The sequence below is a fragment of the Afifella sp. IM 167 genome (assembly GCF_020144925.1).
In the GTDB taxonomy this organism is placed as follows: Bacteria; Pseudomonadota; Alphaproteobacteria; order Rhizobiales; family Afifellaceae; genus Afifella.
Genome location: NZ_NSLC01000004.1, coordinates 362204 through 376370, shown reverse-complemented (window position 1 = coordinate 376370; position 14167 = coordinate 362204). Strand labels below are relative to the sequence as shown.

Annotated in this window: 16 protein-coding genes; 12 read left to right on the top strand and 4 right to left on the bottom strand. The window is 66.1% G+C overall.

From position 1 onward, the window contains the following. Positions 1-36: 36 nt before the first annotated feature. Both CLD20_RS09365 and CLD20_RS09360 read right to left on the bottom strand, forming a co-directional pair. Complete coding sequence (locus CLD20_RS09365) at positions 37-1905, bottom strand: monovalent cation:proton antiporter-2 (CPA2) family protein (protein ID WP_224406349.1); 1869 nt, start codon at positions 1903-1905, stop codon at positions 37-39. Positions 1906-2023: 118 nt separating this feature from the next. Beyond that, positions 2024-2536, bottom strand: coding sequence for an invasion associated locus B family protein (locus tag CLD20_RS09360; protein WP_370636847.1), 513 nt, complete (start codon positions 2534-2536; stop codon positions 2024-2026). A gap of 347 nt (positions 2537-2883) precedes the next feature. Here CLD20_RS09360 and coxB point away from each other — a divergent pair, with 347 nt between their 5' ends. The 11 genes from coxB to rnhA all read left to right on the top strand — a co-directional run bounded on the left by coxB (position 2884) and on the right by rnhA (position 11973). Then, the gene (gene coxB / locus CLD20_RS09355; RefSeq protein WP_224406348.1) at positions 2884-3798 is read left to right on the top strand and encodes a cytochrome c oxidase subunit II; all 915 of its coding nucleotides are present in this window, start codon (positions 2884-2886) and stop codon (positions 3796-3798) included. 37 nt (positions 3799-3835) lie between these two features. Then, the gene (gene ctaD, locus CLD20_RS09350) at positions 3836-5482 is read left to right on the top strand and encodes a cytochrome c oxidase subunit I (protein ID WP_224406347.1); all 1647 of its coding nucleotides are present in this window, start codon (positions 3836-3838) and stop codon (positions 5480-5482) included. Positions 5483-5621: 139 nt separating this feature from the next. Beyond that, the gene (locus CLD20_RS09345; RefSeq protein WP_224406421.1) at positions 5622-6557 is read left to right on the top strand and encodes a heme o synthase; all 936 of its coding nucleotides are present in this window, start codon (positions 5622-5624) and stop codon (positions 6555-6557) included. 11 nt (positions 6558-6568) lie between these two features. Then, positions 6569-6721 (top strand): hypothetical protein, encoded by a 153-nt coding sequence (locus CLD20_RS09340; RefSeq protein ID WP_224406426.1) that lies wholly within the window; start codon positions 6569-6571, stop codon positions 6719-6721. Next, positions 6718-7314 (top strand): cytochrome c oxidase assembly protein, encoded by a 597-nt coding sequence (locus CLD20_RS09335; RefSeq protein ID WP_224406346.1) that lies wholly within the window; start codon positions 6718-6720, stop codon positions 7312-7314. Before CLD20_RS09340 ends, CLD20_RS09335 begins: the two co-directional genes overlap by 4 nt. Before the next feature lie 110 nt (positions 7315-7424). Further along, positions 7425-8258, top strand: a complete 834-nt coding sequence (locus tag CLD20_RS09330; RefSeq protein ID WP_224406345.1) for a cytochrome c oxidase subunit 3 — start codon at positions 7425-7427, stop codon at positions 8256-8258. A 61-nt stretch (positions 8259-8319) separates the two neighbouring features. Beyond that, positions 8320-8709 (top strand): DUF983 domain-containing protein, encoded by a 390-nt coding sequence (locus CLD20_RS09325; RefSeq protein WP_224406344.1) that lies wholly within the window; start codon positions 8320-8322, stop codon positions 8707-8709. After that, a complete protein-coding gene (locus CLD20_RS09320) occupies positions 8706-9467 on the top strand; it encodes an SURF1 family protein (RefSeq protein WP_224406343.1) in 762 nt (253 codons plus the stop codon). Before CLD20_RS09325 ends, CLD20_RS09320 begins: the two co-directional genes overlap by 4 nt. 80 nt (positions 9468-9547) lie before the next feature. Beyond that, a complete protein-coding gene (gene ispH / locus CLD20_RS09315) occupies positions 9548-10504 on the top strand; it encodes a 4-hydroxy-3-methylbut-2-enyl diphosphate reductase (RefSeq protein ID WP_224406342.1) in 957 nt (318 codons plus the stop codon). A 9-nt stretch (positions 10505-10513) separates the two neighbouring features. Next, positions 10514-11482: a homoserine kinase gene (locus tag CLD20_RS09310; RefSeq protein WP_224406341.1), complete on the top strand. Its 969-nt coding sequence runs from the start codon at positions 10514-10516 to the stop codon at positions 11480-11482. After that, positions 11479-11973 carry a ribonuclease HI gene (gene rnhA, locus CLD20_RS09305; protein ID WP_224406340.1) on the top strand — a complete coding sequence of 165 codons (495 nt, stop codon included), beginning with the start codon at positions 11479-11481 and terminating at the stop codon, positions 11971-11973. Before CLD20_RS09310 ends, rnhA begins: the two co-directional genes overlap by 4 nt. 28 nt (positions 11974-12001) lie before the next feature. Here the strand turns inward: rnhA and CLD20_RS09300 are convergent, their stop codons facing one another. Both CLD20_RS09300 and CLD20_RS09295 read right to left on the bottom strand, forming a co-directional pair. Further along, positions 12002-12487, bottom strand: a complete 486-nt coding sequence (locus CLD20_RS09300; protein ID WP_224406339.1) for a peroxiredoxin — start codon at positions 12485-12487, stop codon at positions 12002-12004. A 131-nt stretch (positions 12488-12618) separates the two neighbouring features. Further along, a complete protein-coding gene (locus tag CLD20_RS09295) occupies positions 12619-13440 on the bottom strand; it encodes a protein-disulfide reductase DsbD domain-containing protein (protein ID WP_224406338.1) in 822 nt (273 codons plus the stop codon). Between the two features lie 124 nt (positions 13441-13564). On the opposite strand from CLD20_RS09295, the gene CLD20_RS09290 reads away from it, so the two are divergent. Further along, positions 13565-14161: a YqgE/AlgH family protein gene (locus tag CLD20_RS09290; RefSeq protein WP_224406337.1), complete on the top strand. Its 597-nt coding sequence runs from the start codon at positions 13565-13567 to the stop codon at positions 14159-14161. Positions 14162-14167: the final 6 nt, after the last annotated feature.

Genomic DNA, 14167 nt, shown 5'->3' with positions numbered 1-14167 from the left:
TTTCGGCGCGATTTGAAGCGCCCAAAGGATTGCACGTTAAGCGCGCTCCGGTTCCTTGCTCGGCCTGGAGGGAGGCGGATCGTCGTCCTCTTCCTCGTCGCGCGGGCTGCGATGCTTCTCCGGCGGCACGAGCGGCTCCGGCTCCACCTGCGGATGCATGAGATGGCGCCCGGAGGAGATGTCGCCGCTGCGCTGCCATGAGAGCCGCTCGGCGTCGCGCCGGCGCACGTCGGAGAGCGTCTCGTCCACTTCCTCGCGGTCGAGGCCGAGCGCCTTCAGCGCCTCGCCGCCGAAGACGAGAGCCGATTCGTAGGTCTCGCGCATCTCGTAATCGACGCCCTTCTCGATGAGCTCCAGTGTATGCGCCCGGTCCCAGGCCCGCGCATAGATCTCCGCCTGGTCGAAGCTTTCCACCAGAAGGTCGACGATGCGGTTCGTCGTCTGCGGATCGTCGACGCACACGCAGACGAGCTGGGCGTCCTCCGCACCGGCGGCGCGCAGCACGTCGATGCGCGTGCCGTCGCCGAAATAGATGCGGAAGCCGAAGCGCGCCGCCTGCCGGATACGCTCCGCATTGGCCTCGATGATGGTCACGTCGATGCCGCGGGCAAGCAGCACCTGGCTGACGATCTGGCCGAACCGGCCGAAGCCGATGACCAGCACCTGCCCGCCGGCGCCCTCGAAATCCTCCTCGATGTTGTCCTCGTCCTCCTCGATGAGCAGGTATTTGGACAGCCACAGCGAGAGCGGCGTCAGCGCCATGGAGAAGGTGACGATGGCGGCGACGAAGGCGGTTTCGGAGGGCCACAGCGCCCGCGCCGCCGCCGCCGAGGCAAACAGCACGAAGGCGAACTCGCCGGCCTGCGGCAGCAGCGTCGCCGTCTTGACGGCGGTGTTGTGGCTCGCCCCGAAAAGGCGGGAGAGGCCGTAGAGGATCACGCCCTTGAGGACGAGGATGATCGGCACGACGAGGACGATCCGCCACCAGGCGAAGATGACGCTCGAAAGATTGATCGACATGCCGACCGCCATGAAGAAGAGGCCGAGCAGCAGACCGCGAAAGGGCTCCACATTGGCTTCCAGCTCGTGGCGGAAGGAGGAATCGGCGAGCATCACGCCGGCGATGAAGGCGCCCATCGCCATCGACATGCCGGCCATGTCCATCACCGCCGCCGCGCCGAGCACGACGAGAAGCGCGGCCGCCGTCATGATCTCGCGCGCCTTGGTGGTGGCCAGGAGGCGGAACATCGGGTTGAGCAGGAAGCGGCCGGCGAGCAGGAGCAGGCCCGTCGCGGCGATCAGCTTGACGATCTCCATGAGGCCGGAGGAGGCGGTGCTCTCCGCGCTGCCGGGCGAAAGCAGCGGCACCAGCGCCAGAAGCGGCACGATGGCGATGTCCTGGAAGAGCAGGATCGCGAAGCTCTTCTGGCCATAGGGGGCGTTGAGGTCGTTCTTCTCCGAAAGGATCTGCATGCCATAGGCGGTCGAGGACATGGCAAGGCCGAAGCCGATGATGAGCGCCGGCTCGATGCGCCATCCGAACAGCCAGAAGAGCAGCGAGAGGAGGCCGCCGGTGATGCCGACCTGTGCCGCGCCCAGTCCGAAGATGTCGGCGCGCATGGTCCACAGCCGGGCCGGGCGGAGTTCCAGCCCGATGATGAAGAGGAACATCACCACGCCGAGCTCGGAAAAGTGCAGGATCTGCTCGGGCTCGGAGATCATCCGGGCGAGCGGGCCGACGACGACGCCCGCGGCGAGGTAGCCGAGCACGGAGCCGAGCCCGAGCCGCTTGGCGATCGGCACGGCAATGACGGCCGCGCCGAGCAGGATCAGCGGCTCGGCGAAGAGGACGGCGTTGGTCGCGCCGGTAACTTCGGCGACGGCTTCCGCGGGGGAAACGGCCATGTATCCTCGGCCCTTCAGGGATTGCGCCGGACAGACTACAGGCTAGGCCCGGCAGCCTAAAGGGGCGTTATCGCGGCCGGCCGAAATGCTTCCCGCACGATGCGCTGAAAGCGGTCGTCTAGGGCAGTTCGGCGTAGCCGTCCTTGAAGCCGGAAAGCGAGATGGGGATGCCGATGCCCTCTTCGGGCGTCTGGAAGATGATGAAGGTGGCCGTGGTGCCGCTGCTGAGCTTGCCGAGAAGGTTCTCATCCATGATCACCTCGGCGACGCAGCCATTGGGCAGGCAGCGCACGAAGCCGGCCGAGCCGAGATCCTCCTCGTCGATCCTGAGGCCGAGGCCGCGCGGCAGGAGCACGCCGAGCGGGGCGAGCACGCGCAGGATCTTCGCCTGCTTGTCTGCGGTCTTCAAAACGATGACGGTAAGCCCGACATTCGGCCGGTCCTCCGCCGTCACGAACTGCATCACGACACATTGCTCGTTCTGCGCGCCCGGAGGCGTGTCGCAGCGCACTTCCCAGTCCCCGTGCTTGGATTTGACGGTGCCCTGTGCGGCGGCGGTGCCGGGCGCGAGGGCCGCGCAAAGAACCAGCGCGGCGCCGAGAAGCGTGAGAAAGGAAGCGGGAAAGCGCAATGGCGGTGACCTTCTGCGGTGGCGGGCCCCGTCCGCCGGGTTCCGATTCGTCGCCTGAGCGGTAGCAGAGCCCCCCTGTGGGTTCAAGGAATCGCTCCGCCTGTCGCAGGCGGCGCATCTGCGTGCAAAAATGCCGCATGTGGCGCGTTGACGCCTTGGTTGCAGCTTGACGTACTCTAGGATTATTCCAGACGAGACTTGCGGCGCGCCCGCCAATGCGGCACTACGCCGCTGCCGCAACTGCGCTGGATCGAAGCGCGTTGCAGGTGACGCAACAGACGGAGAAGGCATTGATGAAAGTTCTGGCGAGGTGTTTCGCTTGGGCCTGCTCGGCGGCAATCGGGCTCATGGCGATGGGCACGGTCACGCTTGCCCAGCCGGCAGAGAACGGTCCCTTCCCCTGGCAGATCCACATGCAGACGGCCGCGACGGGCGTGGCCGAATATGTCGACTGGTTCGCCTGGTACACGCTGATCATCATGATCGCGATCTGCGTCTTCGTCTTCGGCCTGATTGCCTGGGCGGTGTTCCGCTTCGGCCATCGCCGCAACCCGGTTCCGGCGCGGTTCTCGCACAACACGCTGGTGGAGGTCCTCTGGACGGTCCTGCCGGTCTTCGTGCTGGTGGCGATCGCGGTGCCGTCCTTCCGCCTTCTCTACGGCGAGTTCGATCCCTCCAAGATCTACGCCGACTACAACCCGCAGACCGACAAGTTCCTGACCGTGAAGGTCACCGGCCATCAGTGGTACTGGAGCTACGAGTACGGGGTCGACGAGGACAGCAAGTCGAACGGCATCACCGGCGATATCGGCTTCGACGCCTTCATGGTCCCCGATGACGAGCTAGGCGAGAACGGCGTGCGCAACCTGTCCGTCGACAACGCCATGGTGGTTCCCGTCGACACCTATGTCCGCCTTCAGGTGACGGGCGCCGACGTCATCCACTCCTTCGCCATGCCCTCCTTCGCCGTGAAGATCGACGCCGTGCCGGGCCGCCTGAACGAGACCTATTTCAAGGCCGACCGCGAGGGCGTCTATTACGGTCAGTGCTCCGAGCTCTGCGGCAAGGATCACGCTTTCATGCCGGCGGCCATCCAGGTGGTTTCCAAGGAGCAGTTCGGCACCTGGGCGGGAGAGGCGACCGCCGATCTCGGCAAGGCGAACGCGACGCTCGCCAGCATGATCGAGGAAGCCGGCGCCAAGGCCGCCGCGAACGCTGAAACCGATACCGACAGTGAGGCCGCGCAGCTCGCCTCTCGCTGAGCGCCGTCCGCGACCGAAAAAGAGGAAGGACCCACTGATGGCAACTGCTGCCGTTCACGATTCCCACGCCCATCCGACGGGCTGGAAGCGCTACGTCTACTCCACCAACCACAAGGACATCGGCACGATGTACCTGATCTTCGCCATCATGGCGGGGATCATCGGTGGCGCGCTCTCCATCCTCATGCGCATGGAGCTGCAGGAGCCCGGCATCCAGATCTTCACCGGTCTGGCGCAGATGGTCTACGGCTACGACGCCGGTGCCGCTCTCGACGGCGGCAAGCAGATGTACAACGTCTTCACCACCGCGCACGGCCTCATCATGATCTTCTTCATGGTGATGCCGGCGATGATCGGCGGCTACGGCAACTGGTTCGTGCCGATCATGATCGGGGCGCCGGACATGGCCTTCCCGCGCATGAACAACATCTCCTTCTGGCTGCTGCCGCCGGCCTTCCTTCTTCTGCTCATCTCGATGTTCGTGCCGGGCAATCCGGGCGGCTACGGCGCCGGTCAGGGCTGGACGATCTATCCGCCGCTGTCGACCTACGGCTCGCCGGGGCCGGCGATGGATTTCGCCATCCTCGCGCTCCATCTCGCGGGCGTTTCCTCGATCCTCGGCGCGATCAACTTCATCACCACGATTTTCAACATGCGCGCCCCGGGCATGACGCTGCACAAGATGCCGCTCTTCGCCTGGTCGGTGCTGGTGACGGCTTTCCTGCTGCTGCTGGCCCTGCCGGTGCTGGCCGGCGCCATCACCATGCTTCTGACGGACCGCAATTTCGGCACCACCTTCTTCGATCCTTCCGGCGGTGGTGATCCCATCCTCTACCAGCACCTCTTCTGGTTCTTCGGCCATCCGGAGGTCTACATCCTGATCCTGCCGGGCTTCGGCATCATCTCCCACATCGTGGCGACCTTCTCCAAGAAGCCGATCTTCGGCTATCTCGGCATGGCCTACGCCATGGTGGCGATCGGCGCCGTCGGCTTCATCGTCTGGGCCCACCACATGTACACCGTGGGCATGGACGTCGACACGCAGGCCTACTTCACCTTCGCCACGATGGTGATCGCGGTGCCGACGGGCGTGAAGATTTTCTCCTGGATCGCGACGATGTGGGGCGGGTCGATCTCGATGCGCACGCCGATGCTCTGGGCCGTGGGCTTCATCTTCCTGTTCACCATCGGCGGCGTGACGGGCGTCCAGCTCGCCAATGCGGGCCTCGACCGCTCGCTGCACGACACCTACTTCGTGGTGGCCCATTTCCACTACGTGCTGTCGCTCGGCGCCGTCTTCGCGATCTTCGGCGGGTGGTACTACTGGTTCCCGAAGATGTTCGGCTACATGTACAATTCGTGGGTCGCCAAAACCCATTTCTGGGTGACGTTCATCGGCGTGAACATGGTCTTCATGCCCCACCATTTTCTGGGTCTGGCGGGCATGCCGCGCCGCTACATCGACTATCCGGATGCGTTTGCGGGCTGGAACATGGTCTCCTCCTGGGGCTCCTACCTCTCCGGTATCGGCGTCCTCATCTTCCTCTACGGGATCATCGAGGCCTTCTCCAAGAAGCGCGTCGCCGGCGACAATCCCTGGGGCGAGGGCGCCACAACGCTCGAATGGCAGCTCTCCTCCCCGCCGCCCTTCCACCAGTGGGAAGAGCTGCCGCGGATCAAGTAGGCGAAATGTGACAAGCGTGCCGGTGCGCCCCTTCGGGCGGTCGCCGGCACCCTGACAGGGCGGGTCCGCCGCAAGCGCGCGGGCGGGACCGCAAATCGACGAACAGGAAGAGGCCGACCTCTTGAGTGACGCACCTACCATGCAGACTGCCGCGCCGGGCGAGCCGCTCGCGGTCACCCTTGCGGAGCCGCGCGACTTCTTCAATCTGATGAAGCCGCGGGTCATGTCGCTGGTGATCTTCACCGCCATGACCGGCATGATCGTGGCGCCGGGCCATCTGCATCCGGTCCTCGCCTTCATCGGCCTGCTGGCGATCGCCGTCGGTGCCGGTGCGTCCGGCGTGCTCAACATGGCCTATGAGGGCGATATCGACGCCCTGATGCGGCGCACCGCAACGCGCCCCGTGCCGAGTGGCCGGGTGAGCGCGGTGGAGGCGCAGAGCTTCGGCCTCGTCCTTGCGGTCTTTTCCGTCATGGTGCTCGGCCTCGCCGTCAACTGGCTGGCGGCGGCGCTGCTGGCCTTCACCATCTTCTTCTACGCCGTCGTCTACACGATGTGGCTGAAGCGCTTCACGGCGCAGAACATCGTCATCGGCGGCGCGGCCGGCGCGCTCCCGCCGATCATCGGATGGGCGGCGGTGACCGGCGATGTCGGCCTCTACCCCGTGCTTCTTTTCCTCATCATTTTTCTGTGGACCCCGCCGCACTTCTGGGCGCTGGCGCTGTTCGTGAAGGAGGACTACGGCCGGGCCGGCGTGCCGATGCTGCCGAACGTCGTCGGCGATGCGGCGACGCGGCGTCAGATCTTCGCTTATTCGCTGGTTCTGGCTCCCCTCGGCGTCACGCCGTTCCTCTTCGGCTACGCCACGCCCTTCTACGGCGGCGCCGCCATCGTCCTGGGCGGCCTCTTCGTCTGGCGGGCCGTTGGCGTCCTGCGCGAGCGCGAGGCCGACCGTCATCACGCGGCGCGGGCGCTTTTCGGCTATTCGATCGTCTATCTTTTCGCGATCTTTTCGGTTCTTCTCCTCGATGCGGCGGTCGGGCCCTCCCTGGCCCATTGGGTCGCCAGCCGATGAGGGAGATCGCCTTGGAAGATCGCGTGCGTCTGACAGAGGAACAGCAGAAGAGCCGCCGCCGGCGTTCGATCGCCATCGCGGTCGTTCTCGCGGCCCTCGTCATGATTTTCTACGTCATCACGCTGGTGCGCCTCGGCCCGGGAGTCACGGAGATGCCGCTTTGACCGTAAGGAAGAAAGCAAGGGGCAACCTCTTCTTCGCCGCCCTTCTCGGTGTCGTCGCCGTCTCCATGGTCGGCGCGGCCTATGCGGCGGTACCCCTTTACTATCTCTTCTGCTCCGTCACCGGCTATGGCGGCACCACGCAGCGCGCCACGGCTGGCGCCGACAGGGTGCTCGACCGGGTGATCACCGTTCGCTTCGATTCCAACGTCGCCGGCGGCCTGCCCTGGAAGTTCAAGCCCGAGCAGGCCTCGATCCGTGCCAGGGTCGGCGAGACCTATTTCGTCACCTACCGCGCCGAGAACCTGTCCGACCACGCCACGACAGGGGCGGCCGTGTTCAACGTCGCTCCGGACCAGAGCGGCGCCTACTTCAACAAGATCGCCTGCTTCTGCTTCACCCAGCAGACGCTCGAGCCCGGCGAGAGTACGGAGATGGGCGTGCAGTTCTTCCTGGATCCCGCGCTGATGGACGACAGTGACATGAAGCCGGTGACGACGGTCACCCTGTCCTACACCTTCTTCCCGCAGGAGCCGGATCGCCCGGCCAAGCCGGTGGCGGCGGCGGGCGGCGCAAAGCCGACCGAGAAGCTGTGATGGTCGGGGCAACGCCCGAATCGGGCGCCGTCAACGATGAGACTGCCCCGCACGCGGGCACAGAGGAACATCCTGCGCCTGCCGCGGACGTGAAAGAGAAAGAGGAAAAAATGGCCGAGGCCCACGCCAAATCACACGACTATCATCTGGTGGACCCGAGCCCCTGGCCCGCGATCGGCGCGCTCTCGGCATTCCTGCTCGCCCTCGGCGCCATCGCCGCCATGAAGGGCGCCTCGATCTTCTGGGTGGTTCCGGGCTTCGCCGGCGTCATCTTCACCATGGTCGGCTGGTGGCGCGACGTCATCCGCGAAAGCCATCAGGGCTTTCACACCGGCGTCGTCTCGCTGCATCTGCGCTATGGCATGATCCTCTTCATCGCCTCGGAGGTGATGTTCTTCGTCGCCTGGTTCTGGGCCTATTTCGACGCCAGCCTCTATGCCGGCGAGGCGATCCAGCACACCCGCGTCGAGGTGACCGGCGGTCAGTGGCCGCCTGCGGGCATCGAGGTCTTCGATCCCTGGCATCTGCCGCTGATCAACACGCTGATCCTGCTCACCTCCGGCACGACGATCACCTGGGCGCACCATTCGCTGCTCGAAGGCGACCGGCGCGGCCTGATCAACGGCCTGATCGCGACGATCGTTCTCGGCATCCTGTTCAGCTTCGTGCAGGCCTACGAATACGCCCACGCCGCCTTCTCCTTCGGCGGCAATATCTACGGTTCGACCTTCTTCATGGCGACCGGCTTCCACGGCTTCCACGTCATCGTCGGCACGATCTTCCTGATCGTCTGCCTGGTGCGTGCCTTGCGCGGCGATTTCACGCCGCAGAAGCACTTCGGTTTCGAAGCAGCCGCCTGGTACTGGCACTTCGTCGACGTCGTCTGGCTGTTCCTCTTCTCCTGCATCTACGTGTGGGGCTCGGCCGGCGCGGTGATGGAGTAAGGGCAGGGCGCCTCCCGCGCCTTCCGTCAACAGCAAGGGCGCGATTGCGCCCGGAGTGTTCATGTCGATTTCGAATGTGCCGCCTGTCCCGCCGGAGCCGGTCACCACCGGCCTTCGCGGGCGCTGCCCGCGATGCGGAAAGGGCGGCATCTTCAACGGCTTCCTGAAGCTCAAGAAGGCTTGCCCGGTCTGCGGTCTCGATCTCGGCTTCGCCGATTCCGCCGATGGCCCGGCCTTTTTTGCCATGACCTTCATCGGCTTCCTGATCGCAGGTGCGGCGGTTCTGGTGGAACTCGCCTATTCGCCGCCCTTCTGGGTCCATATCCTTCTCTGGCCTCCGGCGATCATCTTCTTCGCGCTGATCCTTCTGCGTCCCCTGAAGGGACTGGCCATCGCCCTGCAATTCGCCAATAAGGCCAAAGAGGGCGAGATCGACCGTTCGGCGCGATGAGCGCGGAGGACGGCACGGCTGAAGGGACCGCGCGCAGGGCTGGTCCCGTCCGCCTCGTTGTCACCGGCATCGTCGCGCTCGTCGCCATCGCGATCCTCGTCTCGCTCGGCAACTGGCAGGTCCGCCGCCTCGCCTGGAAGGAAGATCTGATCGCGCGCGTCGCCGAGAGGCCGGCCATGCCGCCTTTGCCGGCCGCGGTGATCTTCCAGCCGGACGCGGCTGCGAACGAATACCGCCGGGTCGTCCTTTCCGGCCGCTACCTTGCCGCCAAGGAGGTGCGGGTCTTCACCTCGCTGCCCTCCGACGAGGCCCGTGGCCCGGCTTCCGGCCCCGGCGCCTGGATCATGACGCCCTTCGAGCTAGCTGACGGCGGCGTCATCCTGGTCAATCGCGGCTTCGTGCCGGACGGCGCTGAATGGGCGCCGCCGCCTTCGGGCGAGATCGAGATTTCCGGCCTCATCCGCCCCGACGATCCGCCGACCTGGCTGACGCCGGAGAACAAGCCGGGCGAGGACCTCTTCTTCTCCCGCTCCATCGAAGCGATCTCCGCCGCCGAGAACCTGACGGGCAGGCTCGCCCCCGTCACGCTCGATCTCCTGCGCTCCGAAGAGGGGCCGGAGCTGCCGCAGGCGGGAGAAACGCGCATGCTCTTTCCCAACAACCACCTGCAATACGCGCTGACATGGTATGGTCTTGCCGTCGCCCTGGTGGTCGTCTTCCTCTCCTACGCGGTGGGTGCCCGCCGGCGCAGGCCATGAGAGGCATTGCAGCTGCGCTGTTTGCGGCGCTTGACTTCCTCTAGGCTCGCAACCTACTTCCCGGCAAAGGGATTTCGATCATGCATAAGCCCAGGATCACGCTCCATCTCTGCGCCCCGCGCGGCTTTTGTGCCGGCGTCGACCGCGCCATCCAGGTCGTGGAGGAGGCGCTCCGCCGCTATGGCGCGCCTGTCTATGTGCGCCATGAGATCGTCCATAACCGCTTCGTGGTCGACAGCCTGAAGGAGAAGGGGGCGATTTTCGTCGAAGAGCTCGACGAGGTGCCGCAGACCGGGCAGCCGGTGATCTTCTCGGCCCATGGCGTGCCCAAGAGCGTCCCGCAGGCGGCCGAGGGCCGCAACATGCTCTATCTCGACGCCACCTGCCCGCTCGTCTCCAAGGTGCACAAGGAAGCGATCCTGCACGAGCGCCGCGGCCGCGAGATCGTCCTCATCGGCCATGCCGGCCACCCCGAGGTGGAAGGCACGATGGGGCAGCTGGAGCCTGGCTCCATCACGCTGATCGAGACGCCGCAGGACGCGCGCGCCTTCACCCCGCGCGATCCCTCCAACCTTGCCTGGATCAGCCAGACGACGCTCTCCGTCGACGACACGGCCGAGATGGTCGAGATCCTCCAGGAGCGCTTTCCCGAGATCACCGGCCCGCAGAAGGGCGACATCTGCTACGCCACCACCAACCGTCAGGCGGCCGTCAAGGCCGTCGCCCCCAAGGTGGAGCGCATGCTCGTCGTCGGCGCGCCGAACTCGTCCAATTCCCGCCGCCTCGTGGAAGTCGCGGAGCGCAGCGGCTGCCCGCGGGCGACGCTGATCCGTGGCGCGGCCGAGATCGACTGGACCGACCTTGAAGGCGTTGCCGATATCGGCCTGACCGCCGGGGCTTCGGCGCCGGAGCTTCTGGTGGAGGAGGTCGTGGAGGCCTTCCGCCAGCGCTTCGAGGTGAAGGTGGAGCTGGTGACGACGGCCGAGGAGGACATCACCTTCCTCCTGCCGCGCACCCTGCGCGAACAGGCCGCGTAAGCCGCAACCGTGGCAGTCTATACCGAGATCGGGGACGGCGAGCTCGAGGCTTTCCTGAAGGATTACGATCTCGGCGGCGTGCTTGCCTTCAAGGGCATCGCCGAGGGCGTGGAGAACTCCAACTACCTTCTGCATACCGAGGCCGGCTTCTTCATCCTGACGCTCTACGAGCGGCGGGTGAAGCGCGAGGACCTGCCGTTCTTCCTGTCGCTGATGCAGCATCTTTCCGATCGCGGCATCGATTGTCCGCTGCCGGTGAAGGCAAGGGACGGCAAGGCCCTGCGCGAGCTGGCCGGCCGGCCCGCCGCCATTATCTCCTTCCTCGACGGGATGGGCGTGCGCCGGCCCCGGGTGATGCACTGCGCCGGCGTCGGCGGGGCGCTCGCCGCCATGCACGAGGCGGGCAGGGACTTTCCGATGCGCCGGGCGAACGCGCTGGCGCTCGCCGACTGGCGCCCGCTCTACGAAAAGGCGCGCGACGCGGCCTGCGGCCAGGAGGATGCGGCGCTGCACGACCTCGTCTCGTCGGAGCTCGATGCGCTGGAGGCCGAATGGCCGGCCGGCCTTCCCTTCGGCGTCATCCATGCCGATCTCTTCCCGGACAACGTCTTCTTTCTCGGCGACGCCCTTTCCGGGCTGATCGACTTCTATTTCGCCTGCAACGACTTTCTCGCCTACGACGTCGCCATCTGCCTCAACGCCTGGTGCTTCGAGCCGGACGCGACCTTCAACGTCACCAAGGGCAGGGCTCTTCTTTCCGCCTATGAGGCAAAGCGGCCGCTACTTCCGGCCGAACGAGCGGCGCTGCCCGTGCTGGCGCGGGGCGCGGCCCTGCGCTTCCTCTTGACGCGGCTTTACGACTGGAACACCACCCCCCCGGGGGCCTTCGTCACTCGCAAGGATCCGGGAGAATACGTGCGCAAACTTCGCTTTCATCGCCAGGTCGCATCCGCCAGCGCCTACGGGATCGACCTTTGAGCGCCGCGGACGGGGCGGGGGAGAAGGTGGTGATCCACACCGACGGCGCCTGCTCCGGCAATCCCGGGCCGGGCGGCTGGGCGGCGGTCCTGCAATATCGCGGCAAGGAGAGGGAGGTCTCCGGCGGCGAGGCCTCGACGACCAACAACCGCATGGAGCTGAAGGCCGCCATCGAGGCGCTGAAGGCCTTGACCAGGCCCTCGCGCGTCACGCTCAACACCGACAGCCAGTATCTGCGCGACGGCATCACCAAATGGGTGCATTCCTGGCAGAAGAACGGCTGGAAGACGGCGGCCAAGAAGCCGGTGAAGAACGCCGAGCTCTGGCAGGATCTGGTGGCCGCGCTCGGTCCTCACGAGATCGAATGGAAATGGGTGCGCGGCCATGCCGGCGACGAGATGAACGAGCGCGTCGATGCGCTCGCCCGCGCCGCCATGGCGCCCTTCAAGCCGGCGCGCCCCAAAGACGGCGGGAAATCTCCCGCCGCCTGAGATTTGCTTCAGGGCCGGGCAGAAGCCCTCACAGCGCTTCCATGATGGAGGCCGCCGAGGATTTGTCGGCCTGTCCGGGGGAATCCTCCACGAGGATCGTCTTGACGGTACCGTCATCGACCACCGCGGCGAAGCGCTTGATGCGCGTGCCGAGGCCGACGCCCGATCCGTCCATGTCGAGGCCGGCCGCCTTGGCGAATTCGGCGTTGCCGTCGGAGACGAAGCTGACCTTGCCCTTGGCGCCGGTCGATTCGGCCCAGGCCTTCAGCACGAACGGGTCGTTCACCGCGACGAGGACGATCTCGTCGACGCCCTTGGCGAGGATCGCGTCGTAATGCTCCAAAAAGCCCGGCAGATGCTTGTTCTGGCAGGTCGGCGTATAGGCGCCGGGAACCCCGAAGAGCACCACCTTGCGGCCGTTGAAGATCTCGGCGGCGGTGCGCTTTTCAGGCCCGCTCTCGCCGGACACGAAGAAGGTGGCGTCGGGAATGCGGTCGCCGGCAGAAAGGCTCATGGTGCGTCTCCAGTGGATTTCGCGATTGGTGTCGGGCTGCGTCCCGGCAAGCCGGGATCAGAGCGCCTAAGGTAGGGCGATCGAACCGCGTTTGAAGCGCCGCGCGTGCTGCGGGCGAAAGAAAGGCGGGCTCAGGGAAGGTCGCTATGCAGCTCCACCGCGTGCCCGCCGAGAACGGCGGTCAGGGTGAGCGCCGCGCCGGAGAGCGAGGCTCCCTTTGGCCTTCCCTCGAGCGGCAGGCGGTAGAGGAAGGTGCCGTCCTCGCCGGACACCATCTCCGGCTGCGGCAGGAACCAGCTCTCCGGCCCCTCGGCGAAGACGACGGGCGCGCGGCCCGCGCCCTCGGCCGTGACGGTGAATTCGGCCGTCTCGCCGGAAAGCTTCACCGGGCCGATGGCAAGATCCTCGCCGGGGCTGGGGCGGGGCACGCGCGCCAGGGCCGCGGCGATGGCGATGCGCGCGCGGGCATCCGCCTGTGGTTCTTCGGGCACCGTGAGCTCGGCCGAGCCCTCGGCGGGAATGCAGACCTCGCGGCAGACGCCGTAGAAGGCCGAAAGGCGCAGCGTCATCGGCTTTGTCGCATCCGTGGGGGAGAGGTTGAGCGGCAGCACCACGCCGTCATGATAGACGTTCGAGACGCTGGTGCCGTCGTCGTAGCGTTCCGGCGCCGGATAGAGCACCTGCACGGAGGCGAGATTCTCCGAGGCGGAGAAATCGAATTGCGGCGGGATGCCCGCGTCCCCCGGCGTGCGCCAGTAGGTGTGCCAGCCGCCGGTGAGCTCGATCTCGATCGCCGCGCCGAGCGTGCCGTCCTTTAGCGGCGCCGCAATGAGGCGAAGGCGCGATTCGTCGCCCTGCGACCAGGCGGACGTCTCAGCGGCCGCATTGTCGGGAACGACGAAAAGGGCGGCGGAAACGAGCGCGAGCGCCGCTGCGAGAGCATGTGACAGCATCGATAGAGATTGCCTCCTGAGGCCCGGGAGGGCGAGGCCGTTCTCGTCGCAAGGGGTCATATCTTGGTGAGGCGCGGCGCCGCTCAGCCTGTTCAATCCACGCTGCCGTTGCTACCATCGCAAAATGACAACGGCCAACGCCAAGAGCGGCTTTCTCGACGGACAGTTCCTCATCGCCATGCCCACCATGGGCGACAAGCGGTTCGAGCGGACGGTGATCTATCTGTGCGCCCATTCCGAGCAGGGCGCGATGGGCATCGTCATCAACAAGCTGGCGCCGGAAATCTCCTTCCGCGATCTCCTCTCCCAGCTCGAAATCGGCGAGCCGATCACCTACGAGGCGGAGAAGGAAGTCGAGCAGATCCGCGTGCATCGCGGCGGGCCGGTCGAAACGGGCCGGGGCTTCGTCCTGCATTCCTGCGACTTTTTCCTGGAAGATGCGACGCTGCCGATTTCCGACGAGGTCTGCCTGACGGCGACGCTCGACGTGCTGCGCGCCATCGCCGAGGGCCACGGCCCCGCCGAGGCGCTTCTCGCCCTCGGTTATGCCGGCTGGGCGCCGGGGCAGCTGGAGACGGAGATCCAGTCGAACGGCTGGCTCAATAGCCCGGCCGACAAGCAGATTCTCTTCGATGCCGAGATGGAGACGAAATACGACCGCGCCCTCTCCAAGATCGGCGTCGCGGAAGGTCGCCTCTCCTCTCTTTCCGGTCACGCCTGAGAGCGC